This is a genomic window from Cellulomonas gilvus ATCC 13127, assembly GCF_000218545.1.
In the GTDB taxonomy this organism is placed as follows: domain Bacteria; phylum Actinomycetota; class Actinomycetes; order Actinomycetales; family Cellulomonadaceae; genus Cellulomonas; species Cellulomonas gilvus.
Map to the genome: position 1 here is coordinate 2,419,301 of NC_015671.1, position 23,464 is coordinate 2,442,764.

Here is a 23,464-nt window from a genome sequence, read left to right on the forward strand (position 1 = left end):
GACTGCGCGCATGGTGCGACTGCGTCGCGTCCGCGTGGACGCCCCGGGCTGGACGCGACGCCGTGCGGGCTCCGGGTTCGTCTACCTGGACCTGGAGCGCGTCCGGATCACGGACGACGAGCACCTGACGCGCATCACGTCGCTGGCCATCCCGCCCGCGTGGCGTGAGGTGTGGATCTGCCCGCTGCCCAACGGGCACATCCAGGCCGCGGGGCTCGACGACGCGCGCCGTCGTCAGTACCTGTACCACCAGCAGTGGCGGGCGCGCCGCGACCGGCTGAAGCACGACCACGTGCTCGACGTCGGGGCGCGCCTGCCCGCCGCACGCCGGCGCGTGCGCCGCGACCTGGCGCTCGAGGGCTTCCCCCGGGACAAGGCGCTCGCGCTCGCGTTCCGGCTGCTCGACCTCGCGTACCTGCGCGTGGGCGGCGAGGGGTACGCGCTGCGGCACGGCTCCTACGGCCTGGCCACGCTGCTGCGCGAGCACGTGGAGGTCCTGGCCCCCGAGACGCCCGACGACCCAGGCCGCGTGCACCTGCGGTTCCCCGCGAAGTCCGGGCAGGTCCGGGACACCGTGGTCGAGGACGACGACGTGGCGCGGCTGGTCCGCACGCTCGTCCGCCGCCGCGACGACGGCCCCGAGCTGCTCGCGTGGCAGGACGACGCGGGCTGGCACGACGTGACGAGCGCGGACGTGGCCGCGTACGTCAAGGCGCGGCTCGGCGACGACGCGACGCCCAAGGACTTCCGCACGTGGCACGCCACCGTCATGGCGGCACGCGCGCTGGCCGCCGCGGGTCCCGCACCCGCCTCGCAGCGCGCCCGGCGCCAGGTGGTCACGCAGGTGGTCAAGGACGTGGCCGAGGAGCTCGGCAACACGCCCGCGGTGTGCCGCGCGTCCTACATCGACCCGCGCGTGATCGACCTGTGGGAGCGCGGCGAGACCATCCGTGCCACGCGCTCGCGCGCGGTGGCCGAGCGCGAGACCCTCGCGCTCCTGCGCTGACCTCGGCGCCGGGCCGTGCCGGGGTGCGGCGTGCGACGCGCGCCCGCAGACTGGCCCGGATGACCATCGACGAGGACCTCGCCCCCCAGCCCGTCGCCGCCACGCTCCCGGGCCTCGTGCCGGGCACCGGCGACGACGGCCTCCCCCGCCCGGACGCGCCCCTGGCCGTGGTCACCGGCGTGACCGGCTACGTGGGCGGACGCCTGGTGCCGGAGCTGCTCGCCGCGGGCTACCGCGTGCGCGCGCTCGCCCGCAACCCCGACCGGCTGCGCAGCAGGCCGTGGTTCGACCAGGTCGACGTGGTGCGCGCGGACGCGTCCGACCCCGAGCAGATCGAGCCCGCGCTGCGCGACGCGCACGTCGCGTACTACCTGATCCACGCGCTGGGCACCGGCAGCAGCTTCGCCGACCGCGACCGTCGCACCGCGACGACGTTCGCACGCGCCGCACGCGCCGCCGACGTGGGCCGCATCGTCTACCTGGGCGGTCTGACGCCCGAGGACGAGGAGCTCTCGCCCCACCTGGCCTCGCGGGCCGAGGTGGGCCAGATCCTGCTCGACAGCGGCGTCCCGACGACCGTGCTGCGCGCCGCGGTGATCCTGGGCTCGGGTTCCGCATCGTTCGAGATGATGCGCTACCTCACCGAGCGGCTGCCCGCGATGACCGTGCCGCGCTGGGTGGACAACCGCATCCAGCCGATCGCGGTGCGCGACGTGCTGCGGTACCTGGTGGGCGCCGCCGCGATGCCGCCCGACGTCAACCGCGCGTTCGACATCGGCGGGCCCGACGTCCTGACGTACCGCGACATGATGCAGCGCTACGCGCACGTCGCGGGCCTGCCGCGGCGCGTGATCGTGGGCGTGGGCGTCCTGACGCCCCGGCTGTCCAGCCTGTGGGTCTCGCTCGTCACGCCCGTCCCCGGCGGGCTCGCGCGCCCGCTGGTCGAGTCGCTGGTGCACGAGGTGGTGTGCACCGAGCACGACATCGCCGCGCACGTGCCCGACCCCCCGGGAGGCCTTGTCGGGTTCGAGCGCGCGGTGCTGCTCGCGCTGCACCGCGTGCAGGAGGCCGCGGTGACGACGCGCTGGTCGTCCGCGTCGGTGGCCGGTGCGCCCTCGGACCCGCTGCCGTCCGACCCGGACTGGGCCGGCGGGTCGCTGTACGTCGACGAGCGGCGGGTCCAGGTCGACGCCTCGCCCGCCGCGCTGTGGCGCGTGATCGAGGCCGTCGGCGGTGAGCGCGGCTGGTACTCGTGGGCCCTCGCGTGGCGGGTCCGCGGGCTCGTCGACCGCGTCGTCGGCGGTCCCGGCCTGCGGCGTGGGCGGCGCGACCCGGGGCGGCTCCTGGTGGACGACACCGTCGACTTCTGGCGCGTCGAGGCGCTCGAGCCGGGGCGCCTGCTGCGCCTGCGTGCCGAGATGCGCCTGCCGGGCCTGGCGTGGCTCGAGCTCCGGGTCGAGCCCGAGCAGGGCGCCGCACCGCTCACGGACGCCGACTGGACCCGCGCACCCGTGGTGTTCTCCCAGCGCGCGCTGTTCCACCCGCGGGGCCTCGCCGGGCAGGTGTACTGGTGGTCGGTCGCACCGTTCCACGGAGTCGTGTTCGGCGGCATGCAGCGCAACATCGCCCGGGCCGCAGAGCGTGCCGACCGCGCGATGATCCGCCGCACGCCGACGTCGCCCGTGCCGCCGAAGCCCCAGGCGGACGACTGACGAGACGACTGACGGCTGGCACGTGACGACGGTGCCCGCGCGCTCGGCGTCAGCCGCGCCGCCACCACCGGCGGGCAGGCCGGTGCGCGACGAGCGTGCCGATCAGCAGCGCGCCCGGCTCGAGGCTCTCCTCGTCGGGCGCCACGGCCGAGGCCAGCACCACGTACGGGCCGTTGCGCAGCGCGACCGCGGCCCACGCGCTGTCCACGCCGTGCCACCGGGCGGTCGCGGGCCCGGTGAACCCGAGCGCGGGATCGTCCGACGTGCCGACGGCGGCCGACGCGCCGGGCTCGTCCGACGTGCCGACGGTGGCCGCCGCGCCCCGGTCCCGCGCGAACGCGAGCACGACCGCGCGCGCGTCGGGGCCGCCGTCGTCCTGCCGCCGGTGCACCGAGACGTCGACGCGCACGTCGAGCCCGTCGCACCGCAGCCGGTACCGATGGCCCTCGACCCCGGTCGCCGCCCAGCCCTCGGGCACGCTCAGCCGGAACACGCCCGAGCGCTCGAGCACGTGCCCGCTCATCGGGTGCCGCGCCGGCGGATCGTCACGGGCTCCTCGAGCAGGGGCTCCCACGCGGCGCGCGCCACGGCGTCCAGGCGGGTGGGAGTCCCGGTGCGGGAGTCGACGAGCACGAGAGTCGTGACCGCCCGCGCGTACACGACCGATGCCGGGTCCGCCGCGGGCAGGTCCCGCACCTGGTAGCACACGTCCAGGCTCGCGCCGCCCAGGTGCCCGATCCACATCTCCACGACCACCGGCGCGCGCCGGTAGCCCAACGGGCGGACGTACTGGATCTCCTGGTGCGCGACGAACGTCGAGACCAGCGTCCCGGGGCCGGCGTCCAGCACCGCCGACGGCCACGCGGGCGCGGGCCGCGTGCCGTCGTCACCCGCAGGGTGCTGCCAGAACGCCTCGATGCGCGCCTCCTCGAGCAGCCGCAGCATCTCGACGTTGTTGACGTGCGCGTATGCGTCCATGTCCGACCAGCGCAGCTGGACGGGCACCTCGAGCCGGGCCATGGGTCTCCGTTCCGGGGCCGGGCTGCCCGGCCGACGACCGTCGGCCCTCCCTCGCGAACGCGGGGAGGGCCGACGGGTGCCGCATCAGTCGCGGCGCAGCTTGCGGTAGGTCACGCGGTGCGGGCGCGCGGCGTCCGCACCCAGACGCGCGACCTTGTTCTCCTCGTAGGACGCGAAGTTGCCCTCGAACCAGTACCAGTTCGCGGGGTCATCCTCCGTGCCCTCGTAGGCCAGGATGTGCGTCGCCACGCGGTCGAGGAACCACCGGTCGTGCGAGACGACCACCGCGCAGCCCGGGAAGTCCAGGAGCGCGTTCTCGAGCGAGCCCAGCGTCTCGACGTCCAGGTCGTTCGTCGGCTCGTCGAGCAGCAGCAGGTTGCCGCCCTGCTTGAGCGTGAGCGCGAGGTTGAGGCGGTTGCGCTCACCACCCGACAGCACACCCGCGGGCTTCTGCTGGTCCGGGCCCTTGAACCCGAACGCCGCGACGTACGCGCGCGACGGCATCTCGACGTTGCCGACCTTGAGGAAGTCGAGGCCGTCGGACACGACCTCCCACAGCGTCTTCTTGGGGTCGATGCCGCCACGGCTCTGGTCGACGTAGGAGATCGAGACCGTCTCGCCGACCTTGAGGTTGCCCGCATCCAGCGGCTCGAGGCCCACGATCGTCTTGAACAGCGTCGTCTTGCCGACGCCGTTCGGGCCGATGACGCCGACGATGCCGTTACGCGGCAGCGTGAAGCTCAGACCGTCGATGAGCGTGCGGCCGTCGAAGCCCTTGACGAGCTCGGTGGCCTCGAGGACCACGCTGCCCAGGCGCGGGCCCGGCGGGATCTGGATCTCCTCGAAGTCCAGCTTCCGGGTGCGCTCGGCCTCGGCCGCCATCTCCTCGTACCGCGCCAGGCGGGACTTGGACTTGGTCTGCCGGCCCTTGGCGTTGGAGCGGACCCACTCCAGCTCGTCCTTGAGGCGCTTGGCGAGCTTCGCGTCCTTCTTGCCCTGGACGTTGAGCCGCTCCTGCTTCTTCTCCAGGTAGGTCGAGTAGTTGCCCTCGTACGGGTACAGGCGGCCGCGGTCGACCTCGCAGATCCACTCCGCGATGTTGTCGAGGAAGTACCGGTCGTGCGTGACCGCCAGGATCGCGCCCGCGTAGTCCTTGAGGTGCTGCTCGAGCCACAGCACGGACTCGGCGTCCAGGTGGTTGGTCGGCTCGTCGAGCAGCAGCAGGTCGGGCTTCTCCAGCAGGAGCTTGCACAGCGCGACGCGGCGGCGCTCACCACCGGACAGGACCGAGACGTCGGCGTCGGGCGGCGGGCAGCGCAGCGCGTCCATCGCCTGCTCGAGCTGCGCGTCCAGGTCCCACGCGTCGGCCGCGTCGATGGCCTCCTGCAGCTGGCCCATCTCGGCGAGCAGCGCGTCGAAGTCCGCGTCCGGCTCGGCCATGAGCGCCGAGATCTCGTTGTACCGGTCGAGCTTGCCCTTGATCTCGGCCACGCCCTCCTCGACGTTGCCGAGGACCGTCTTCTCCTCGTTCAACGGCGGCTCCTGCATGAGGATCCCGACCGTGTAGCCCGGGCTGAGCCGGGCCTCGCCGTTCGACGGCTGGTCGATGCCCGCCATGATCTTGAGGATCGTGGACTTGCCCGCGCCGTTCGGGCCGACGACGCCGATCTTGGCGCCGGGCAGGAAGTTCAGCGTGACGTCGTCGAGGATGACCTTGTCACCGTGCGCCTTGCGCGCCTTGTACATGCTGTAGATGAACTCAGCCACTGGCTCGGTTCTCCGCCTCGGGTGCTCGGGTGGGGATCGCGCGGATCACGCGATCGGCGACCGCCGACGACGCCGGCCGCGCACGTGCGGCAGCGGCCGGTCGTCGTCGGATCGCGATGCACCAGCCTAGACGCTCAGGCGCCGGCCGCAGCCAGGGAGGGCCGCCGTCCCCTGGCCGCCTTCCCGCCGTCGGTGCCGACCTCCGGCTCCCCGGTGTCGTCGCCCAGCACGTGGCCGCCGTCGACGAGCTCGTCGTCCGGCGGCTCCTCGGACGCGTCCCCGAGCGCGGAGCCGGCCTCGGTCAGCGCCGTGACGTCGATCGGACCGCGCTCGTGGCGCACCTCGTCGGGCGCCTGCGCGGCCGCGCCGGACAGCGTCCTCTGGAACTGCCCGACGGTGCCGTAGCTCAGGTCCAGGCCGATCGCGGTGGCCTCGAGGACGAGCGTCGTGCGGACCGCACCGTGCTCGTCCTGCCACTCGCGCGTCGCCAGCCGGCCCTGGACCACCACGGGCACGCCCTTCTTGAGCGAGAGCCCCGCGTTGACCGCGAGCGTGCGCCACGCCTTGACCTGGAACCACTCGGTCTGCGAGTCCTGCCACGCGTTCGTCGCGCGGTTCCACCAGCGACGCGTGCTGCCGAGGCGGAACGTGGTGTACGCCGCCCGTCCGTCCTGGGCGGGCAGCGTCGTGACGTCGCTGCCCACCCATCCCGTGACCGTGAGGTCGAGGGTCCCGTTGCTCATCGGTGCCTCCCTGCCAGGCGCCCCTGCCGTGGGGCGAGTGGCTCCGAGGGTGACCGCGGCGGGGCGGCGCCGGTGGGCGCGCGTGCGGACCTGTGGACCGGCGCCCGGCGGCATCGACCTGGGGTCGGGTGGGGCCTCGCGCGCCGACCGCGTCAGGCCAGGGCGGCCTCGAGCAGACCGCGCACGCGCCGGTGCTCGGCCACCACCGCTGCCGCGGGTTCCACCAGATCGGTGCGCGCGACACCCTCGATCGCCGCGCGCCCCTCGTCGTGCACCCGCGTCGCGGCGCGGCGCGCGGCGCTGCGCCGCACCAGACCCGCCCCGACCGCGCACGCCGCCGCGGCCAGTGCCGCCACCACCGCGACCTGCACGTCGGCGCCGGTCCGGACGCCGTCCGGTCCGAGCATGCGGCCGACAGCGAGCCCGCCGACGACCAGCGCGACCAGGCCGAGCGCGACGGCGCACCAGCCGAGCACCGCGGCCGGCACCGACCGCCGGACGGTGACCGTGACCGCGCCGAGCGCATCCGCCAGGTGCGTCCCCAGCCGGGACGCCGGCGCCACACGCGCCTCGACGTCGTCCACCCACGCGCGCGGCAGACCGCCCGTCGCGGTCGACAGCCACGACGCCCGCGCCAGCCGCACCGCGTCCGGGTGCACGGGCACGATGTGCGGCACCTGAGAGCGCCGCCGCCTGCCGCGCACCACGGCGGCGACCGCGTCGCTCACCGCGTCGAGCCCGGACGCCGCCGACAGGGTCTCGACCAACGGGCCCGTCGCGAGCGCGGTCGGCGCCGGCTCACGCTCGGCGAGGCCCGCCGCCACCCGAGCGGTCGCGGTCTGCACCTCGGTCTCGGCCCGGCGCGCGGCCAGCGACCGGCCCGCGACCACGGACGCGAGCCCGGCGCGCAGCTCGGTGATGCCCTCACCCGTCGTCGCCGACGCTGTGCGCACGGGGACGTCCGGCAGTCCGTCGGCCGCCAGCAGACGCGACACGTCGCGCGCGAGCGACGCGCGCTCGGCCGGGCGCACGGTGTCCACCTGGTTGAGCACGACGAGCATCGACGTGTCCTGCCCCGCGAGGTGGCGCAGGTACCCGCTGTGCAGCGCATCGTCGGCGTACTTCTGCGGGTCGACCACCCAGACCAGCAGGTCGGCCTGCGGCAGCAGCGCGTCCACGACCTCGCGGTGCGCGGGCTCGACCGAGTCGTGGTCGGGCAGGTCCAGCAGCACCAGGCCGCGCAGCGCGGCCTCCGTCTCACCGTCCAGCAGGCTCTCGCGCTGGATGCGCCGCTGCGGGTCCACGCCGAGCCAGTCCAGCACCGCGTCGCCGTCGGTCCCCCACACGCACGCGGTGACCTGCGACGTCGTCGGGCGGCGCACGCCGACGTCCGCGAAGCTCAGGCCGCTGATCCGGTTGAACAGGCTCGACTTGCCCGAACCGGTGCCGCCGACGAGTGCGACCACGGTGTGGTCGACGCCGAGCGCGATCCGCTCGCGCAGGCGCTCCACGGCGGCGCGGGCCTCGGCCACCGCGGCGGCGTCGAGCCGCTCGCCGCCCAGCTCGATCGCCTCCTCGAGCGCACCCACGCGCGCCTCGAGCGCGCGCGTCTCCTCACCGATCCGCACGCTCATGTGAGCCCCTTGATGACGGCGAGCCGCAGGCGCAGCCGGGCGGCGGCGTCCGCGGCGAGATTCGGGTCGGTCAACGGCTCGGCGGCCTGCGCGCGCACCTGCTCGACGCGCGCACGGGCCCGCTCGGCCAGGTCGTCGCGCAGCTCGGCCACGATCCGCGGTGCGGCGGGGCCCAGCAGGCCGGTCAGCAGGTCGACCGCGTCCGCGACGCCCGCCGCACCCGTGAGGGCCACGGTCGCGAGCGTCTCGTCGCCCAGCACCTTGACGGCTTTGTCACGGCGGCGGGCCAGCCCCTTGTCCGGGACGGCCTCCGCGAGCGCGGCACGCACCGCGCGCACGCCCTGGCCCGTCCAGGCCCGCGCGGCCTGCTCGGCCGCGGGGTCCGGCCCCGGCGGGACCGTGGCCCACCGGTCCAGCACGGCGAGGGCGCCCGGCGGCCCGGCCGCGAGCGCCTCGCGCAGGTCGTGCTCGGCGTCGTCGGCCGCGGCGGCCAGGACGGTGGTGGCCGCGTGCGCGACCTCGGTGCGCAGCGGCTGGACCGCCGCCTCACGGTCGGCGCGGCCCCGCGCCGAGCCGCGCACCTTCGTCGGGCGGCCGGACGTGGTCGACGCCGGACGGCGCACCGCGGCGCCCAGCACACCCGTCGGCGACGTCAGCTCGGCCCACCGCACCGCGACGGCACCCGCCGCGACGACGCCGTCCGTGACCGCACGCGCGGCCCGGTCCGCGGGCTCGCGTGCGCCGTCGGTGAGCAGGTCGCCCGCCTGCTGCGCGGCGTCCGCCTGGTCCTGCACGGCCTCCGCGAGCTCGTCGACCCAGATCCGCAACGACACGAACGAGCCGCGCAGCGTCCGCTTGATGACCGTGCGCGCGCGGTCGGGTCCCGCGAGCATGAGCAGCCACCGCCGCACGGGCGCGACGACCGCCGCGTCGAGCGGCCCCTCGTGCGGTCCCGCGTCGGGCACGACGAACAGCGGCGAACCCGCGAGGCCGTGCTCACGCAGGCGCGCGAGCAGGTCGCTGCGGACCGCCGCGAGCGAGTCAGCGGGAACCCGGTTGAGCACCATCGCGATCGACGCGCCGCGCTCGACGGCCGACTCCAGCACGCGCCACGGCAGCGCGTCGCCGTAGCGCGCGGCGGTGGTCACGAACAGCCACAGGTCCGCGGCCTCCAGGAGCCGGTGCGCCGACTCGCGGTTGCTGTCCAATACGGAGTCCAGGTCGGGCGCGTCCAGCAGGGCGATCCCGCGCGGCACCGCATCGTCCGCGACCGCGCGTGCGGAGCCGACCAGCGGGTGCGCCGCGAGCAGGTCCGCGTCTCCCGGGTGGTGGACCAGCACGGGCTCACGTGTGGTGGGACGCAGCACGCCCGCGGTCGTCACCTCGTGCCCCACCAGCGAGTTCACCAGCGTCGACTTGCCCGCACCCGTGGAGCCGGCGACCACGACGACCGCCGGCGCGGACAGCTCAGTGAGCCGCGGCACCAGGTGCTCGGTGAGCTGGTCGACCAGTCGTGCCCGGGACGAGCGCGCGCGCTCCACGCCCGGCAGGTCCAGCGGGAAGCCGGTCGCGTCCACGTCGCGGCGCAGGTCACGCACCGCGTCCAGCAGCGACTCCGCGGCCAGCGGGCGGACCAGGATCTCGCGCGGGTCGTCGGCGGTGTGCCGCCCCATGGCGAGGGCGCCAGCCGTGCCCGCAGCGACCTCGGGCGCTGGCTGCGCCGAGTCGGGGCCGGGCTGGGCGCTCACGCGGCCCATTGTCACGGCGCGGGATGACCTGGACAAACGCGCCACGCGGGACGGACCGCCCCGGGTCTGCCGACGACATGCCTCAGGGGCACCGGGCCGACAGACGCGCACGGCTCACCCCGGCCTCTTCCCGCGGCCGGCCGGACCAGCAGCTCGTCGGCCGCGCGAACCAGATCGCCACCCACGACGAGGTGACTGATGCCGGTGCGGCGGCCACGTCCGTTGCGACGACGGCACGACGTCCGGCGATCAGTGCGCCTGGACCTCCGCCCCGATCTGGTCGGGCGCGGCGAGGTGGACGGCGAGCCGGGCGAGGCAGTCGTCCCAGCCCTGCACGTGGTCGTCGCGGGTCGCCTCGTCAGCGAAACCGCGGTGGACGAGGCGCAGGACGGCTCCGTCCTGGCGTGCCTCGATCGCGATCTCCACGGTGGTGACCTCGGGCTCGCCGTCCCACTGCCAGGTGAACGCCGCACGCGACGGCGGCTCGACGACCTCGTACTCGCCGCCGACGCCGATCCCCGCGACCGAGGAACCGAGGTGATAGCGGCCCGCGACCCGCAGGTCGAGCCGGCAGACCGTCGCGAAGCTGTCCGGCCACATCCAGGCTGCCCACTGCGCCGGGCTCGTCATCGCCGCCCACACACGCGCGGGAGCGGCGTCGAGGTGCTGCTGCACGCTCAGCTGGTGCATGACGGCTCCTTCTCGGCGGCTGCGCTCCGCCACGTGCGGGCCGCGACACGGACATGATCACCGTCGGACGCCGTTCCTGCCAAGGCTCATTCGCCCGTGCATGGGTGCCCCCGGCAGGACTCGAACCTGCGACCGACCGCTTAGAAGGCGGCTGCTCTATCCACTGAGCTACGGGGGCCGGCACCGCGCAGGCTACCGGCTCCGGACCGGTCGCTCGCGGCGCCGACGGACCGCGCGGTCCGGCGGGGAGGCGCGCGCATGCCATTAATCCGGTGACCGGCGGCATGCCCGCATGGTCCAGTTCTCCTGCACACGTCGTCGGCCCCGGCCACGACCACGCGGCGCGGTCAGCGTCCGCACACACCCCACCCCCACTCTCCTGCCTGGAGTCGTCATGCACCCCCTCATGTCCATCGAGATCGCCCGTCGCGAGCAGCACGACCGCCTGACGGCCGTGGAGCACGCGCGTCGGCGCGCACCCCGGCGCGTCTCTCGACAGCACGCCTCGAGCCATCCGCCCGAACCGTCGCCGTCCCGCCCGGCCCAGCGCACCAGGATCGCCACCGCGTCCTGACCCGCCGACGCCGCCAGGCAGCGACCGATCGACCACAGGACGGGCGCGAGCTCCCTTCACCGGGGCTCGTGCCCGTTCGTCGTCCCCGCCACGCGCGCGTGCGCGTCCTTACCTGACCGCCGTGCCACGATGACGCCATGCATGCCGGCCGGCCCCGTCCCGCGATCCGCGGAGCGCGCTGATGGGCCGCCACGCGGGCTCGTCCGAGCCCGCCGCACGCGAGCCCGGTGCGGCCGCCCTGGTGTGGCTCGAGCGCGGTCTGCTGGGCCTGGTCGCGGGCGCCGTCATCGCGCTCGTGCTGCGGTGGGCGGGGCTGGCCGCGGACACGAGCCTCGTCGTCGGGATCGTCGTGCTCGTGCTGGTCCCCGTCGCGGCGTGGGTCGCCTCGACCGTCCCGGACCGCCCCGCCCATGACGACGAGCCGCCCGCGTAGGACCCCGCCCCCGTAGGCTGGCCGGGTGACCAGCAACAGCACCGGCAGCCCGCAGCCCAACGGGCACGAGAGCCAGGACCGGATCGTCTGGATCGACTGCGAGATGACCGGCCTCGACCTGGGCGCCGACGCCCTGATCGAGGTCGCCGCCGTGGTGACCGACTCCGAGCTCCGCGTCCTGGGCGACGGCGTCGACGTCCTCGTCGCGCCGCCCGCGGAGGCGATCGAGGGCATGTCCGACTTCGTCCGCACCATGCACACGACGTCCGGCCTGCTCGACGAGCTCGCAACCGGGACGACGCTCGCGCAGGCCCAGGAGCGCGTCCTGGAGTACGTGCGCCAGTGGGTGCCCGAGCCGGGCAAGGCGCCGCTCGCGGGCAACTCGGTGGGCACCGACAAGGCGTTCCTCGACCGGGACATGCCCGTGCTGGTCGGGCACCTGCACTACCGCGTGATCGACGTGTCCTCCATCAAGGAGCTCGCCCGCCGGTGGTACCCGCGCGTGTACTTCGCCTCCCCGCAGAAGAACGGCGGGCACCGCGCGCTGGCGGACATCCTCGAGAGCATCGACGAGCTGCGCTACTACCGGGCCGCGCTGTTCCCGGCGACCCCGGGGCCCGACTCCACCACCGCGCGCCGCCTCGCGGCCGAGATCGCGGCGACGTCGGTCACGCGCCGCTGAGGTCCGGGCCGGGGCTGCCGGCCGGGCCGGGCTTCCGGCCGGGACGGGCGGGGACGACGAAGGGGCGCTGACGGATCAGCGCCCCTTCGTCCTGCGTGGGGTGGCTAACGGGACTTGAACCCGCGACCCCCTGGACCACAACCAGGTGCTCTACCTGCTGAGCTATAGCCACCACGACCGCGGCGAACCGGGCCGACGAGAAGTGTACCGGGTCGTGCGGCGGGGTGCGCACACGCTGCCCAGCGGGCGGCGGTCAGTCCTGCGTCGTCGCGGCGATGCGCGCCACCACGGCGTCGGCGAACCGGTCCAGCGCCCCGGGGGCCTGTGCGAAGAACAGCGACGGCTCGGTCAGCTCGAGCTCGAGCAGCACGGGCTCACCCTCGTCGTCCGGGATGAGGTCGACACGCGCGTACAGCAGCGGCCCGTCGAGCCCCAGCACCTCGGGCAGCGCGTCGACGACGCGGCGGGCCACGGCCATCTCCGCCTCGCTCGGCTCGCGCGGGGTCATGGTCTCCTCGCGGTACAGCACGCCCTGCAGGTCGCCCTCGCGGTACGGGCCGGACAGCAGCGGGTCCTTGCGGACCGCGTGGCTGAACTCGCCCTCGACGAACACCAGCGCGGTCTCGCCCACGGTGTCCACCTGCGCCAGGTAGCGCTGGATCATCACCCACCGACCCACGCCGAGCAGGTTCTTGGCGTGCGTGATGGCCTGCGAACGCTGCGGCGTCTCGTCGGCGCGGTAGCGACCCGTGTCCCGCGAGCCCGCGCTGACGGTGGGCTTGACCACGAAGTCGCCGAACGCCGGGAAGCGCGTGTGGATCGCGCGGCCGTCGAAGTTCCGCGCCGGGTCCAGCCAGATCGTCGGGACCGTCGGGATGCCGCGCTCCTCGAGGTCACGCAGGTACGTCTTGTCGATGTTCCAGCGGACCACCGAGGCGGGGTTGAGCAGCACGCTGGAGGCCTCGACCTGCTGCGTCCAGCCGCTGAAGCGCTGCGGGCGCTTGGAGTAGTCCCACGTGGAGCGGATGAGCACGTGCTGGTACGTGCCCCAGTCCACGGTCGGGTCGTCCCACACGACCACGTCCGTCGCGATGCCACGCTCCTGGAGCGCGGCCCGCAGCGGGACGTCGTCGGGGTCCAGCTCGGGCAGCTCGGCGCAGGTGGCGAGCGCGAGCCGCGCGTCCTGCCCGCTCGGTAGCGTGGTCACCTTCGGAAGGTTACCTGCGGGGCGCCGCGGCGCTCGGGGTGACGGTGGTCACGTGCCGACGTCGACCTCCGGGCGGACGACGACGGGCGCCCCGGTGATCCGGGACGCCCGTCGGTTGGTACGGCACCAGGGACTCGAACCCTGAACCCGCTGATTAAGAGTCAGCTGCTCTGCCAGTTGAGCTAGTGCCGCGCGGTGCAGAAGATTAGCAGGCCCGCGGGGGTGCGAGCGAACCGGATCCCCCGCGCGTGACGAGGGTCACGCGCGTCCGCGGTCGATCACGCGGAACGGTCGCCGTGCAGCTCGTCGCGCAGGATCTGGGCGCTGGTCGGGGCGTCCTTGCGGAGCAGGTCGAGCAGCAGCGTGTGCGGCACGCGGCGGCTCACCAGGGCGCGCAGCCGCTCGGGGCTCACGTCCACCTCGCGGTGACGCCCACCCGCAGGGCCGCGTCGGCTCGAGTCGTTCATGGTGCACCTCCCCGCCGGGGCGTTCGCCCGGATCGGTCAGGCCATGAGAGCACCGCAGCCTGGGCGTCGCCTGGGAGCCGGGTCCGCCACGGCGGACCCTCACAGAACGTTCACGAGGCCGTCCCGCGGGCTACAGGTAGAGGCCCGTGCCCTCGCCCGTGCCGCCGGGCGTCGCGACCGCGTGCACGTCCTTCTCGCGCAGCAGCACGTACGTCTGCCCCTCGAGCTCCACCTCGGCGCGGTCCTCGGGGTCGAACAGCACGCGGTCGCCCACCTCCACCTGCCGCACGTGCTGACCCGCCGCGCGCACCAGCGCCCACGCGAGCCGCTTGCCGACCACCGCGGTCGCCGGGATCACGATGCCGGCCGACGACCGGCGCTCGGCCCCCTCGGCGTCGAGCTCGACCAGGAGGCGGTCGTTGAGCATGCGGATCGGCAGGGCGGGGCGGGGTTCGGGTGCGGAGCTCACGCCGCGACCGTACCCCGCACGCACCGGTCCCCCGCCGTAGTCTGACGGGGCGCCCGGCTCCGCCCGGGCCGCGCTCCCCGCACCCGGCCCTCAGGAGAGACCGTGCCCCGCCTCGCCGTCGGCGACACCGCCCCGGACTTCACGCTCCCGACCGCCGACGGCGGCAGCCTCACGCTGTCCGACCTGCGCGGCCGACGGGTGATCGTCTACTTCTACCCCGCGGCCGGCACGCCCGGGTGCACCAAGCAGGCGTGCGACTTCCGTGACTCGCTCGCGGCGCTGCAGGGCGCCGGGTTCGCGGTCGTCGGCGTGTCCCCGGACCCGGTGGCCACGCTCGCACGGTTCGCCGCGGCCGAGGGCCTCGCGTTCCCGCTGGTCTCCGACGAGTCCCGGGAGGTCCTGCAGGCGTGGGGTGCCTACGGCGAGAAGCAGCTGTACGGCAAGACCGTGACGGGCGTGATCCGCTCGACCGTGGTCCTGGACGCCGAGGGCGTGGTCGAGCTCGCGCAGTACAACGTGCGCGCCACGGGCCACGTCGCCAAGCTCCGCCGCGACCTCGGCCTGACGGCCTGAGCACCGGGTGCGGGAGACGGGAGTCGAACCCGCACGCCCGTGAGGGCACCAGGACCTAAACCTGGCGTGGCTGCCGTTTCACCACTCCCGCTCGCGGCGCCGATCCTGCCACACGGCACGGCCTCACCCGCCGACGGGCACCTCGCCCCCGACGGGCGGGAACAGCCGCGCGAGCAGGTCCGCGAGCGTGACCACCGCGGCCTCGCGGCCGGGTTCTCTCACGACCGCGAGGTGCTCACGCGTCTCCCGCATCGTGGCGAGCGCGGCGTACACGGGCGTGGTGGCCGGCAGCGTCAGCCCGGGGCGCGCGAGGGGCGCCACCGGGTGCTCGTCGGCCAGCACCAGCGTGTCACGCACGTGCACCACCGCGTCCGTCCCGACGAGCACGCGCAGGTGCCCCGAGCGCAGCGTCGCCGCACGCACCTCACCGACCGTCGCACCCGTCGGCACCGCGGTCGGCGCGTGCGCGCGCACCACGTCCGCGAGCGTGAGCGCCTGGAGCTCGAGCGCGCCCGACAGGTGGGCCGAGAAGCGCTCGTCGAGCGCGCCCACCGTGGCCGAGTGCTCCACCAGGTGGCGCAGGTCGTCGGGGCTCGAGCCGACCGCCACCTGGTCCGCCGGCTCGACGCCGACCGCGCGCAGGCACCGGTTGGCGGCGCCGTTGAGCGTGCGCAGCAGCGGACGCGTGAGCCACATGAACGCACGCATGGGCAGCGCCAGGAGCGTCGCGGACGTCTCCGGGTGCGCGATCGCCCAGGACTTCGGCGCCATCTCGCCGACCACCAGGTGCAGGAACGTCACGACGACGAGCGCGAGGACGAAGCCCGCGACGTCGGCCGCCCACGCCGCCAGACCCCAGTCCGCGAACAACGGCGTGAGCCAGTGGTGCACCGCGGGCTTGGTGACCGCGCCGAGCGCGAGCGTGCACGCAGTGATCCCCAGCTGCGAGCCCGCCAGGAGCACGGTGAGCTCGCTCGAGCTGCGCAGCGCCGCGCGGGCCGACCGGCTCGTGAGCGCGGCGTCCTCGAGCCGGTGGCGACGCGCGGCGAGCAGCGCGAACTCGACCGCGACGAAGAACGCGGACAGCGCGATCAGCGCGACCGTCGTGACGGCGACGACGAGCGGGCTCATCGGGGTGCCTCCTGCTCGTCGTCGGTGGCGGCCGCGGGTGCGGCACCCGGCCCGGCGTCCTGCTCGAGCCGCACGCGCACCTGCGCAGGGACGTGCCGCTCGAGCGCGAGCACCTCGATGCTCAGGTGGCGCTGCAGCGGCTCGTCGTGCTCGGTCAGGTCGCCCGGGTCGGGCGGCAGCGCGACGCGGACGCGTGCACCGACGGGCGGCAGCGCACCGTGCGCCGCGATCGCGAGACCCGCGATCGTCTCGTGGTCGCCGCGTGGCAGCACGTGGCCCACCGCGCGCTCGACCTCGTCCAGGTGCACGTCACCCGCCATGAGCCACATGCCGTCCTGCGGACCCGGCACCGCCTCGGGCACGTCGTCGTCGTGCTCGTCCGTGATCTCCCCCACGAGCTCCTCGGCGAGGTCCTCGAGCGTGAGGACGCCGGCCAGGCCGCCGTACTCGTCGACCACGCACGCCAGCTGGTCGCTCCGCGCGTTCAGCAGGCGCAGCGCGTCCGGCAGGGCCATCGACGTGGGCACCATCAGGGGCGGCCGCAGGAGGGCCGTGACCGGCGTCGCGTCGTCGGGACGCGTCAGCACGTCCTGCAGGTGCACCACGCCCAGCACCTCGTCGTCCGCGCTCAGCACCGGGTAGCGCGAGTGGCCCGTGGCCATCGCGCGACGTGCGTCGGCGATCGTCGCGTCGTCGGGCAGCGCGCCCACGCGCGCCCGCGGGATCATCGCGTGCTCGACGTCCTGGTCGGGGAAGTCGAGGATGCGGTCCAGGAGCATCGAGAGCTCGGCCGGCAGGTCCCCGCTGAGCCGCGAGTCCTCGACGATGTGCTCCAGGTCGCGTGCGGTCGCCGAGTGCTCGACGTCGTGCACCGGCTCGATCCGCAGCAGCCGCAGCAGCGCGTTGGACGCCGCGTCGAAGACCGTGACGAGCCAGCCGAAGACCGTGAGGTAGCCGGTCGTCGACCCCGCGAGCCGCACCGCGACCGGCTCGGGCCGGGCGATCGCCAGGTTCTTGGGGAACAGCTCGCCGAACACCATCTGCACGAGCGTCGAGACCAGCAGCGCGAGCACCGTGCCGACCGCGACGCCGACCCCCGTGGGGACGCCGACGCCGCCGAGCGCGGTGCCGAGGGACTCGCCGATCAGCGGCTCGGCCACGTAGCCGACCAGCAGGCCCGTGACCGTGATGCCCAGCTGCGCGCCGGACAGCATGAACGACGTGCGGCGCGTGACCGCGAGCGCGCGTGCGGCACCGGCGTCACCGGCCTCGGCCCGCGCGCGCAGGCGCGAGCGGTCCACCGCCATGTAGGCGAACTCCTGCGCGACGAAGTACCCGGTCGCCGCCGTGATCGCGAGCACCACGAGCAGGCCGAGCAGCAGGCTCAGCGCCCACATCGTCGTTCACCCCCCTCCGCGTGGTCGTGACGACGCCCGCGGTGGGGGCTGGGACTGCAGGGAAGGGCGGACATCTCTCTCCGGGTCGACACCAGGGACGCTCCCCCAACGCCCGACCCCCACCCCCGGTTCCCACCCCACCCCGCCGAACTGGTACCCAACCGCCAGTTCGGCCGGGGTGGGGGCGCCGAACTGGTAGCTAACCGCCAGCTCGGCCGGGGATGGCTGCGAACTGGTGGTTGTCCGCCAGCTCGGCGGGTGGGGGTGGGTGGGTGGGTCAGGCCTGGGGCGTCGCGGCGATCTTGGCGCGGACCTCGTCCATGTCGAGATCCTTGACGGCCTGGACCACCTGCTCGAGCGCGGGGCCGGGCAGCGCGCCGGCCTGGTTGAACACCAGGATGCCGTCGCGGAACGCCATCAGCGTGGGGATCGAGAAGATCTGCAGCTCGGCGGCGAGCGCCTGCTCGGCCTCGGTGTCGACCTTCGCGTGCACCACGTCCGGGTGCGTGTCCGAGGACGCCTCGAACACCGGCCCGAACCGCTTGCACGGGCCGCACCAGTCGGCCCAGAAGTCGACGAGCACGATCTCGTTGTCCTTGATGGTCTGACCGATCGTCTCGGCGGTCAGCGTGGTGGTGGCCATCGGGGCCTCCTTCGTCTCGGGGTCCGCCTGCTTGGAGCGTCGTGCCGCATCCGACTATTCCCGCCGCGCGGGCCATGGGCATCCCGACGGGCCCCCGCGAGCGCGCCTGGCGGCGCGGGCGGGCTCGTCGGGGTAGAACGGCACGGTGACCGAGACGGCCGACTTCCCCACCGACCCCGAGCGCCCCGCAGGCTGGCTCCCGCCCGACGAGATCACGCGCCTGCGCGGACTGCTCCCGCTGGTCTACGTGGACGCCGTGCCCGTACGCGTCGACGACTCGGGTGACGTGATCGCCGTGGGCCTGCTGCTGCGCGTCACGCGCGAGGGCGTCATGTCCCGCGCGCTCGTCTCGGGCCGCGTGATGTACCACGAGCGCGTCCGTGACGCGCTGGTCCGGCACATCGAGAAGGACCTCGGGCCGGTCGCGCTGCCGCAGATCCCCGCGGCGCCACAGCCCTTCACGGTCGCGGAGTACTTCCCCACGCCCGGCGTCACGCCGTACCACGACCCGCGTCAGCACGCGGTCTCGCTCGCGTACGTCGTGCCCGTGCTGGGTGACTGCCGCCCGCAGCACGACGCGATCGACCTGGCGTGGCTCACGCCCGAGGAGGCGTGCGCCGAGCAGGTGCAGGTGGAGATGAACGGCGGCCAGGGCGTGCTGCTGCGTCAGGCGATGGCCCACGTGGGGCGCTTGGCCTGAGCTCGCGTCACGCCAGGTCGAGCACCGGCCAGTCGGCCAGGTCGGCCCGCATGCGACGGTCGTGCGTCGCGACGACGACCGCGGCGGACGTCCCGCGCAGCGCGTCGGTGAGCTCGTCGACCAGACCCACCGACAGGTGGTTCGTCGGTTCGTCGAGCACCAGCACGTGCGGCGCCGCGAGCAGCGCGCACGCGAGGTCGAACCGGCGCCGCTGCCCCACCGAGAGCTCGCGCACCGGCCGGTCGAGGTCCTCCTCCGAGAGCAGGCCCAGGGCGGCGACGGGCACCAGCTGGTCGGGGTCGAGCAGGCCCTGGTCGAGCAGGTCGAGCGCGTGCCGTGCGTACGCGTCGAACGCGGTCGGGCCGCCGTCACCGTCGGGCCGACGTGCGGCGTGCTCGGTGGGCCCCTCCTGCGCGAGCACGCCCAGCCGCACACCCGGGGCGATCGTCCGGCTCCCCCGGTCCAGGGGCAGCGTGCCCGCGAGCGCCGCGAGCAGCGTGGACTTGCCCGACCCGTTGGGGCCGACGACGAGCAGGCGCGATGCGGGCGCCACCTCCAGGCGGCGGCCCGGCAGGTCCAGCCGGGGCCCGTGCGGGCCGGCCACGCGCGGCGCGCGCAGCTCGAGCAGCGGACCCGCGTGCGCGGCGGCGCGATCGGCGTCGGGGTCCAGCGGACGGTCGGGATCCGCACCCGTGGACGCGCGCCGCGGCAGGCTCGGCAGGTCCGGGAACGTCAGCGTGGGCGGCGGGACGGGCACGGCCACCGCGCGCGCCTCGAGCTGCTGCACCAGCCGGTCGGCGGCCTTGACGTGGATCCGCGCGCGCGTGGCCCTGCGGTGGCCCTGCGACCCCTTGGGCGGGCGCCACGCGTCGGACAGGCCCTCGTAGGACGCGTCGAGCCGCTGCGCGAGCTGCAGCGCACGCTTGCGCTCCTGCCGGTAGCGCACCTGCCAGCGCCGCAGCATCTGGTTCTTGGCGAACCGGTAGTCGGCGTACCGCGTCGCACCGTACAGCGCGGGGCGGCCGTCCATGGCCGGGTCCAGGTCGAGGATCGCGGTCATCACGTCGTCCAGCAGCCGCCGGTCGTGCGTCACGATCACCACGGCACCGGCCCACTCGCGCAGCAGCGGCGTGAGGTAGTCGATGCCGGCGGCATCCAGGTGGTTCGTCGGCTCGTCGAGCAGCAGCACGTCCGCACGCTCGCCGATCCGGCACGCGAGCCGCACGCGGTACCGCTCCCCCACGCTCAGCGCGTCCAGCCGCCGCTCCGGGTCGCGCGGTGCACCGAACCGCGTGAGCGCCTCGTCGACCCTGCGGTCCACGTCCCATGCCGCGAGCTGCTCGTACCGGGCCATCGCGGCCGTGAGCGCCGCGAGGTCGCCGCGCTCGTGGTCGAACGCCGCGATCGTCGCCTCGAGCTCGGCCGCCGCGGCCCGCACGGTCGCGCCCGTCGCGGCGACGAGCGTGCCCACGGTGTCCCCGGGTGCGACGACGAGCTCCTGGTCCACCACCGCCAACGAGCCGGAGCGCCGCACGGAGCCCGACGAGGGGACGAGCTCGCCCGCGAGCACGCGCAGCAGCGTCGTCTTGCCCGCGCCGTTCTCCCCCACGAGGCCGAGCCGCTCACCCGCGGCGACCGTCAGGTCCAGCGCGTCCAGCACCGGCCGGTCGGGGTAGCCGAACGAGACCGCGTCGGCGACCAGGTGCACCGTGCCGCGCGCGGCGTCAGGGCGGGTGGCGTCAGCCACCGGCGCCCTGCCCGGACAGCAGGTCCGCGACCACGGGGCCGAGCGCGCGGAACGCCTGGCCACGGTGGCTGATCGCGTTCTTCTCGTCGGGCGAGAGCTCCGCGCACGTGCGCGACCCGCCCGTGGGGACCAGCACCGGGTCGTAGCCGAACCCGCCGGCGCCGCGCGGCGCGAGCGCGAGCGTGCCGACGAGGGCTCCGGTCTCGACGTGCTCGAACCCGTCGGGCGTGACGAGCGCGGCCGCGCACACGAACCGCGCACCGCGGTGCGGGTCACGGATGTCCGCGAGCTGCGCGAGCAGCAGCTCGAGGTTGGCGGCGTCGTCGCCGTGCCGGCCCGCCCAGCGTGCCGAGAAGATGCCGGGCGCCCCGCCCAGCACGTCGACCGCGAGCCCGGAGTCGTCGGCGATCGCGGGCAGACCCGTGAAGGCCGCGAGCGCACGCGCCTTGAGCAGCGCGTTCTCCTCGAACGTCACGCCGTCCTCGACCGGCTCGGGGGCACCCACGTCCCGCGCGCCCACCACGGCCGACGGCTCGAGGCCGGGCAGCAGCGGCGCGAGGATCGCGCGCAGCTCACCGACCTTGTGCGCGTTGTGCGTGGCGAGCACCAGGCGGGCGGCGTCGGGCACGCTCATGCGCGCCCCGCCGACCGGGTCGCCGAGCCGTCGGCCGCGGGTGCGGCCAGCACGGCCGCCTGGAGCGCGGCGAGCTGCGACGTGCCCGCGAGCGCCAGGTCGAGCAGCGCGTCGAGCTCCGCGCGGACGAACGGGGCGGCCTCGGCGGTGCCCTGCACCTCGACGAACGCGCCCGAACCCGTGACCACGACGTTCATGTCCGTCTCGGCCCGCACGTCCTCGACGTACGGCAGGTCGAGGACCGGGACACCGTCGACGATGCCGACGCTCACCGCGGCGACCGAGTCACGCAGCACCTGACGCCCGGGCGCGACGATGCCGCGCTCCTGCGCCCACGCGACCGCGTCCGCGAGCGCGACGTACGCACCCGTGATCGCCGCGGTCCGCGTCCCGCCGTCGGCCTGCAGCACGTCGCAGTCGAGCACCAGGGTGTTCTCCCCGAGCGCGCTCACGTCGATGATCGCGCGCAGCGAGCGGCCGATCAGCCGCGAGATCTCGTGCGTGCGGCCGCCGACCTTGCCGCGCACCGACTCGCGGTCGGACCGGCTGTTCGTCGCGCGGGGCAGCATCGCGTACTCCGCGGTCACCCAGCCCTGGCCCGAACCCTTGCGCCACCGCGGGACGCCCTCGGTGAACGACGCGACGCACAGCACCTTGGTGTCGCCGAACTCGACGAGGACGCTGCCCTCGCCCGCGCTCAGGAAGCGCCGCGTGATCGTGACGGGCCGCAGCTCGTCGGCGGCCCGGCCGTCCGGGCGGGCCGAGGTCGCGGGTGCGGGGGTCGGAGAGGTGGCAGACATGCCCAGGAGCCTAACGAGCGCGCCGCGGGCCGGCGGCACCGGCCACGACCCGGCGACGACCCGGCGACGACCCGGGTACGCCTCAGAGCGTGTACGTCGCCCCGGGCCGGGCCACGTCGATCGGTCCGGCGAACGACTGCGCGGCACGCGCGACGACGTCCGCGGGATCGGCCCACGCGCTCAGGTGCGTGAGGACCAGCCGGCCCGCGCCGCCGCGCGCGGCGGCAGCACCTGCGCGCGCACCCGTCAGGTGGATGCCGCGCACGTCGTCGTCGTGCACGTCACGGAAGCCCGCCTCGCACAGCAGCAGGTCGGACGCGGCGAGCGCGTCGAGGCCGGGGCACTCGTCGGTGTCGCCCGTGTAGGCGAGCGTGACGGTGCGCGTCGCGTCGTCCTCCGCCGGGCCGTGCACGCGCACGCCGAACGCCGGGACGGGGTGGTCGACCGGGACGGGCTCGAGCGTCAGCGGGCCGACGGTCACGCGGGCGCCGGGCTCCCACGTGCGGAACCGGAACTGCCCGTCGACCTCGGTGGCCGGGTCCTTGCCGGCCATCTCGGCGATCCGCTCGGCCGTCCCGGGCGGCCCCCACACGTCGACCGGCGGCAAGGGTCCGTCCGGCCGGTAGCGCCGCAGCACGTTGAGGACCACCAGGTCGGCGACGTGGTCGGAGTGCAGGTGCGAGACCGCGATCGCGTCGAGGGCTGTGGGGTCCCCGTACCGCTGCAGCGGGCTGAGCGCACCGTTGCCCAGGTCCAGCAGCACGTTCCACGTGCGGCCCGCGGCGTCGCTCGCCTGCACCAGGTACGACGACGCCGCGGCGTCGCGCGACGGGTACGAGCCCGCGCAGCCCAGCACGGTGAGCCTCATCGCAGCGCCCCGGCGGGCTCGACCTGCTCGACCTCGGGGCCCAGGAAGCGCCGCGCGAGCGTGCGGAACGAGTGCGGGTCGCCCGTGGCCAGGAACCGGTGCTGCGGCGGGCCCGCGAGCGTCGAGCGCTCGAGCCCGTGCGCGACGAGCGTGCGGTAGACGTCCTTGGCGGTCTCCTCCGCGCTCGAGACGAGCGTGACCTGCTCGCCCATGACGTAGCTGATGGCGCCCGTGAGCAGCGGGTAGTGCGTGCACCCGAGCACGAGCGTGTCGACGCCGGACTCACGCACCGGGTCCAGGTACTCGTGCGCGACCGCGAGCACCTCGGGACCCGAGGTCACACCCGCCTCGACGAGCTCGACGAACCGCGGGCACGCCTGCGTGACGAGGCTGACCCCGGGGGCGACCGCGAGCGCGTCGTCGTACGCGAGCGAGTCGATCGTGGAACGGGTCGCGATCACGCCGATCCGCCCCGTCCGGGTCGCGGCCACCGCGCGGCGCGCCGCGGGCAGGATCACCTCGACCACCGGGATCCCGCGGCGCAGCGTGTACCGCTCGCGCGCGTCGCGCAGCATGGCCGACGACGCGGTGTTGCACGCGATCACCAGCGCCTTGACACCCGCGTCCACCAGGTCGTCCATGACCTCGAGCGCGAACGCCCGCACCGCGGCCAGCGGCTTGGTGCCGTACGGCGTGTTCTGCGTGTCGCCGATGTACACGGTGGACTCGTTCGGGAGCTGGTCGAGGATCGCGCGCGCGACCGTCAGACCCCCGACGCCGGAGTCGAAGATGCCGATGGGGGCGTCGTTCACGGGTGCG

General features: G+C 74.9%; 24 protein-coding genes and 4 tRNA genes. 6 read left to right on the forward strand and 22 right to left on the reverse strand.

Annotation, left to right across the window (positions count from 1 at the left end; genetic code table 11):
* Nucleotides 1-10 precede the first annotated feature (10 nt).
* Both CELGI_RS11150 and CELGI_RS11155 read left to right on the forward strand, forming a co-directional pair.
* On the forward strand, nucleotides 11-1,006 hold the full coding sequence (locus CELGI_RS11150) for a DNA topoisomerase IB (protein WP_013884228.1): 996 nt from the start codon (nucleotides 11-13) through the stop codon (nucleotides 1,004-1,006).
* 59 nt (nucleotides 1,007-1,065) lie between these two features.
* On the forward strand, nucleotides 1,066-2,718 hold the full coding sequence (locus CELGI_RS11155) for an SDR family oxidoreductase (protein WP_013884229.1): 1,653 nt from the start codon (nucleotides 1,066-1,068) through the stop codon (nucleotides 2,716-2,718).
* 49 nt (nucleotides 2,719-2,767) lie between these two features.
* On the opposite strand, the gene CELGI_RS11160 is transcribed toward CELGI_RS11155, so the two are convergent.
* The 8 genes from CELGI_RS11160 to CELGI_RS11195 all read right to left on the reverse strand — a co-directional run bounded on the left by CELGI_RS11160 (nucleotide 2,768) and on the right by CELGI_RS11195 (nucleotide 10,498).
* Nucleotides 2,768-3,241 (reverse strand): hypothetical protein, encoded by a 474-nt coding sequence (locus CELGI_RS11160; RefSeq protein ID WP_013884230.1) that lies wholly within the window; start codon nucleotides 3,239-3,241, stop codon nucleotides 2,768-2,770.
* Nucleotides 3,238-3,738 carry an acyl-CoA thioesterase gene (locus CELGI_RS11165; protein WP_013884231.1) on the reverse strand — a complete coding sequence of 167 codons (501 nt, stop codon included), beginning with the start codon at nucleotides 3,736-3,738 and terminating at the stop codon, nucleotides 3,238-3,240. Before CELGI_RS11165 ends, CELGI_RS11160 begins: the two co-directional genes overlap by 4 nt.
* Nucleotides 3,739-3,822: 84 nt before the next feature.
* The gene (gene ettA, locus CELGI_RS11170; protein ID WP_013884232.1) at nucleotides 3,823-5,505 is read right to left on the reverse strand and encodes an energy-dependent translational throttle protein EttA; all 1,683 of its coding nucleotides are present in this window, start codon (nucleotides 5,503-5,505) and stop codon (nucleotides 3,823-3,825) included.
* A gap of 134 nt (nucleotides 5,506-5,639) precedes the next feature.
* Nucleotides 5,640-6,248, reverse strand: coding sequence for a single-stranded DNA-binding protein (locus tag CELGI_RS16540; protein WP_013884233.1), 609 nt, complete (start codon nucleotides 6,246-6,248; stop codon nucleotides 5,640-5,642).
* A 152-nt stretch (nucleotides 6,249-6,400) separates the two neighbouring features.
* The gene (locus CELGI_RS11180; RefSeq protein WP_013884234.1) at nucleotides 6,401-7,882 is read right to left on the reverse strand and encodes a GTPase; all 1,482 of its coding nucleotides are present in this window, start codon (nucleotides 7,880-7,882) and stop codon (nucleotides 6,401-6,403) included.
* On the reverse strand, nucleotides 7,879-9,639 hold the full coding sequence (locus CELGI_RS16545) for a dynamin family protein (protein WP_013884235.1): 1,761 nt from the start codon (nucleotides 9,637-9,639) through the stop codon (nucleotides 7,879-7,881). The genes CELGI_RS11180 and CELGI_RS16545 overlap by 4 nt, the downstream gene beginning before the upstream one ends.
* Nucleotides 9,640-9,879: 240 nt before the next feature.
* Nucleotides 9,880-10,320, reverse strand: coding sequence for an SRPBCC family protein (locus CELGI_RS11190; protein WP_013884236.1), 441 nt, complete (start codon nucleotides 10,318-10,320; stop codon nucleotides 9,880-9,882).
* A gap of 105 nt (nucleotides 10,321-10,425) precedes the next feature.
* Nucleotides 10,426-10,498, reverse strand: a tRNA-Arg gene (locus CELGI_RS11195).
* Nucleotides 10,499-11,075: 577 nt separating this feature from the next.
* Between CELGI_RS11195 and CELGI_RS11200 the strand changes: the two genes are divergently transcribed.
* A complete protein-coding gene (locus tag CELGI_RS11200; protein WP_013884237.1) occupies nucleotides 11,076-11,327 on the forward strand; it encodes a hypothetical protein in 252 nt (83 codons plus the stop codon).
* A gap of 25 nt (nucleotides 11,328-11,352) precedes the next feature.
* Nucleotides 11,353-12,009: an oligoribonuclease gene (gene orn, locus CELGI_RS11205; RefSeq protein WP_013884238.1), complete on the forward strand. Its 657-nt coding sequence runs from the start codon at nucleotides 11,353-11,355 to the stop codon at nucleotides 12,007-12,009.
* Nucleotides 12,010-12,105: 96 nt separating this feature from the next.
* On the opposite strand, the gene CELGI_RS11210 is transcribed toward orn, so the two are convergent.
* From CELGI_RS11210 to CELGI_RS11230, 5 genes are all read right to left on the reverse strand, one after another.
* A tRNA-His gene (locus tag CELGI_RS11210) sits at nucleotides 12,106-12,181 on the reverse strand.
* 81 nt (nucleotides 12,182-12,262) lie between these two features.
* The gene (locus tag CELGI_RS11215) at nucleotides 12,263-13,216 is read right to left on the reverse strand and encodes an ATP-grasp domain-containing protein (RefSeq protein WP_013884239.1); all 954 of its coding nucleotides are present in this window, start codon (nucleotides 13,214-13,216) and stop codon (nucleotides 12,263-12,265) included.
* Nucleotides 13,217-13,332: 116 nt separating this feature from the next.
* Nucleotides 13,333-13,408: transfer RNA gene (locus tag CELGI_RS11220), tRNA-Lys, on the reverse strand.
* 86 nt (nucleotides 13,409-13,494) lie between these two features.
* Nucleotides 13,495-13,683: a hypothetical protein gene (locus CELGI_RS11225; protein WP_013884240.1), complete on the reverse strand. Its 189-nt coding sequence runs from the start codon at nucleotides 13,681-13,683 to the stop codon at nucleotides 13,495-13,497.
* A 130-nt stretch (nucleotides 13,684-13,813) separates the two neighbouring features.
* Entirely contained in the window at nucleotides 13,814-14,110 is a 297-nt protein-coding gene (locus CELGI_RS11230) for a GroES family chaperonin (protein ID WP_150104885.1), read from the reverse strand.
* A gap of 144 nt (nucleotides 14,111-14,254) precedes the next feature.
* Between CELGI_RS11230 and CELGI_RS11235 the strand changes: the two genes are divergently transcribed.
* Nucleotides 14,255-14,725 (forward strand): peroxiredoxin, encoded by a 471-nt coding sequence (locus CELGI_RS11235; RefSeq protein ID WP_013884242.1) that lies wholly within the window; start codon nucleotides 14,255-14,257, stop codon nucleotides 14,723-14,725.
* A gap of 8 nt (nucleotides 14,726-14,733) precedes the next feature.
* Here the strand turns inward: CELGI_RS11235 and CELGI_RS11240 are convergent.
* The 4 genes from CELGI_RS11240 to trxA form a co-directional block, all read right to left on the reverse strand.
* Nucleotides 14,734-14,816, reverse strand: a tRNA-Leu gene (locus tag CELGI_RS11240).
* Between the two features lie 32 nt (nucleotides 14,817-14,848).
* A complete protein-coding gene (locus CELGI_RS11245; protein ID WP_013884243.1) occupies nucleotides 14,849-15,856 on the reverse strand; it encodes a hemolysin family protein in 1,008 nt (335 codons plus the stop codon).
* The gene (locus tag CELGI_RS11250; protein WP_013884244.1) at nucleotides 15,853-17,253 is read right to left on the reverse strand and encodes a hemolysin family protein; all 1,401 of its coding nucleotides are present in this window, start codon (nucleotides 17,251-17,253) and stop codon (nucleotides 15,853-15,855) included. Before CELGI_RS11250 ends, CELGI_RS11245 begins: the two co-directional genes overlap by 4 nt.
* Nucleotides 17,254-17,530: 277 nt before the next feature.
* Nucleotides 17,531-17,896: a thioredoxin gene (gene trxA / locus CELGI_RS11255; RefSeq protein ID WP_013884245.1), complete on the reverse strand. Its 366-nt coding sequence runs from the start codon at nucleotides 17,894-17,896 to the stop codon at nucleotides 17,531-17,533.
* Between the two features lie 145 nt (nucleotides 17,897-18,041).
* Between trxA and CELGI_RS11260 the strand changes: the two genes are divergently transcribed.
* Nucleotides 18,042-18,596 (forward strand): NUDIX hydrolase family protein, encoded by a 555-nt coding sequence (locus tag CELGI_RS11260; protein WP_013884246.1) that lies wholly within the window; start codon nucleotides 18,042-18,044, stop codon nucleotides 18,594-18,596.
* Between the two features lie 7 nt (nucleotides 18,597-18,603).
* On the opposite strand, the gene CELGI_RS11265 is transcribed toward CELGI_RS11260, so the two are convergent.
* From CELGI_RS11265 to murI, 5 genes are all read right to left on the reverse strand, one after another.
* The gene (locus CELGI_RS11265; protein ID WP_013884247.1) at nucleotides 18,604-20,343 is read right to left on the reverse strand and encodes an ABC-F family ATP-binding cassette domain-containing protein; all 1,740 of its coding nucleotides are present in this window, start codon (nucleotides 20,341-20,343) and stop codon (nucleotides 18,604-18,606) included.
* On the reverse strand, nucleotides 20,336-20,977 hold the full coding sequence (rdgB, locus tag CELGI_RS11270) for an RdgB/HAM1 family non-canonical purine NTP pyrophosphatase (RefSeq protein WP_013884248.1): 642 nt from the start codon (nucleotides 20,975-20,977) through the stop codon (nucleotides 20,336-20,338). The genes CELGI_RS11265 and rdgB overlap by 8 nt, the downstream gene beginning before the upstream one ends.
* Nucleotides 20,974-21,777 (reverse strand): ribonuclease PH, encoded by an 804-nt coding sequence (gene rph, locus CELGI_RS11275; protein WP_013884249.1) that lies wholly within the window; start codon nucleotides 21,775-21,777, stop codon nucleotides 20,974-20,976. The genes rdgB and rph overlap by 4 nt, the downstream gene beginning before the upstream one ends.
* An 82-nt stretch (nucleotides 21,778-21,859) precedes the next feature.
* Nucleotides 21,860-22,645 (reverse strand): MBL fold metallo-hydrolase, encoded by a 786-nt coding sequence (locus CELGI_RS11280; protein WP_013884250.1) that lies wholly within the window; start codon nucleotides 22,643-22,645, stop codon nucleotides 21,860-21,862.
* Complete coding sequence (gene murI, locus CELGI_RS11285) at nucleotides 22,642-23,457, reverse strand: glutamate racemase (protein WP_013884251.1); 816 nt, start codon at nucleotides 23,455-23,457, stop codon at nucleotides 22,642-22,644. Before murI ends, CELGI_RS11280 begins: the two co-directional genes overlap by 4 nt.
* Nucleotides 23,458-23,464 lie beyond the last annotated feature (7 nt).

What these genes read in the sequence shown, in the direction of transcription:
- CELGI_RS16540 (WP_013884233.1), bottom strand. Translation starts at nt 6,248, where the DNA reads ATGAGCAACGGGACCCTCGACCTCACGGTCACGGGATGGGTGGGCAGC.
- CELGI_RS11160 (WP_013884230.1), bottom strand. Translation starts at nt 3,241, where the DNA reads ATGAGCGGGCACGTGCTCGAGCGCTCGGGCGTGTTCCGGCTGAGCGTG.
- CELGI_RS11225 (WP_013884240.1), bottom strand. Translation starts at nt 13,683, where the DNA reads ATGAACGACTCGAGCCGACGCGGCCCTGCGGGTGGGCGTCACCGCGAG.
- CELGI_RS11230 (WP_150104885.1), bottom strand. Translation starts at nt 14,110, where the DNA reads ATGCTCAACGACCGCCTCCTGGTCGAGCTCGACGCCGAGGGGGCCGAG.
- CELGI_RS11280 (WP_013884250.1), bottom strand. Translation starts at nt 22,645, where the DNA reads ATGAGGCTCACCGTGCTGGGCTGCGCGGGCTCGTACCCGTCGCGCGAC.
- CELGI_RS11190 (WP_013884236.1), bottom strand. Translation starts at nt 10,320, where the DNA reads ATGCACCAGCTGAGCGTGCAGCAGCACCTCGACGCCGCTCCCGCGCGT.
- CELGI_RS11245 (WP_013884243.1), bottom strand. Translation starts at nt 15,856, where the DNA reads ATGAGCCCGCTCGTCGTCGCCGTCACGACGGTCGCGCTGATCGCGCTG.
- CELGI_RS11165 (WP_013884231.1), bottom strand. Translation starts at nt 3,738, where the DNA reads ATGGCCCGGCTCGAGGTGCCCGTCCAGCTGCGCTGGTCGGACATGGAC.
- rdgB (WP_013884248.1), bottom strand. Translation starts at nt 20,977, where the DNA reads ATGAGCGTGCCCGACGCCGCCCGCCTGGTGCTCGCCACGCACAACGCG.
- CELGI_RS11180 (WP_013884234.1), bottom strand. Translation starts at nt 7,882, where the DNA reads ATGAGCGTGCGGATCGGTGAGGAGACGCGCGCGCTCGAGGCGCGCGTG.
- CELGI_RS11200 (WP_013884237.1), top strand. Translation starts at nt 11,076, where the DNA reads ATGGGCCGCCACGCGGGCTCGTCCGAGCCCGCCGCACGCGAGCCCGGT.
- rph (WP_013884249.1), bottom strand. Translation starts at nt 21,777, where the DNA reads ATGTCTGCCACCTCTCCGACCCCCGCACCCGCGACCTCGGCCCGCCCG.
- CELGI_RS11250 (WP_013884244.1), bottom strand. Translation starts at nt 17,253, where the DNA reads ATGTGGGCGCTGAGCCTGCTGCTCGGCCTGCTCGTGGTGCTCGCGATC.
- trxA (WP_013884245.1), bottom strand. Translation starts at nt 17,896, where the DNA reads ATGGCCACCACCACGCTGACCGCCGAGACGATCGGTCAGACCATCAAG.
- CELGI_RS11155 (WP_013884229.1), top strand. Translation starts at nt 1,066, where the DNA reads ATGACCATCGACGAGGACCTCGCCCCCCAGCCCGTCGCCGCCACGCTC.
- CELGI_RS16545 (WP_013884235.1), bottom strand. Translation starts at nt 9,639, where the DNA reads ATGGGCCGCGTGAGCGCCCAGCCCGGCCCCGACTCGGCGCAGCCAGCG.
- CELGI_RS11150 (WP_013884228.1), top strand. Translation starts at nt 11, where the DNA reads ATGGTGCGACTGCGTCGCGTCCGCGTGGACGCCCCGGGCTGGACGCGA.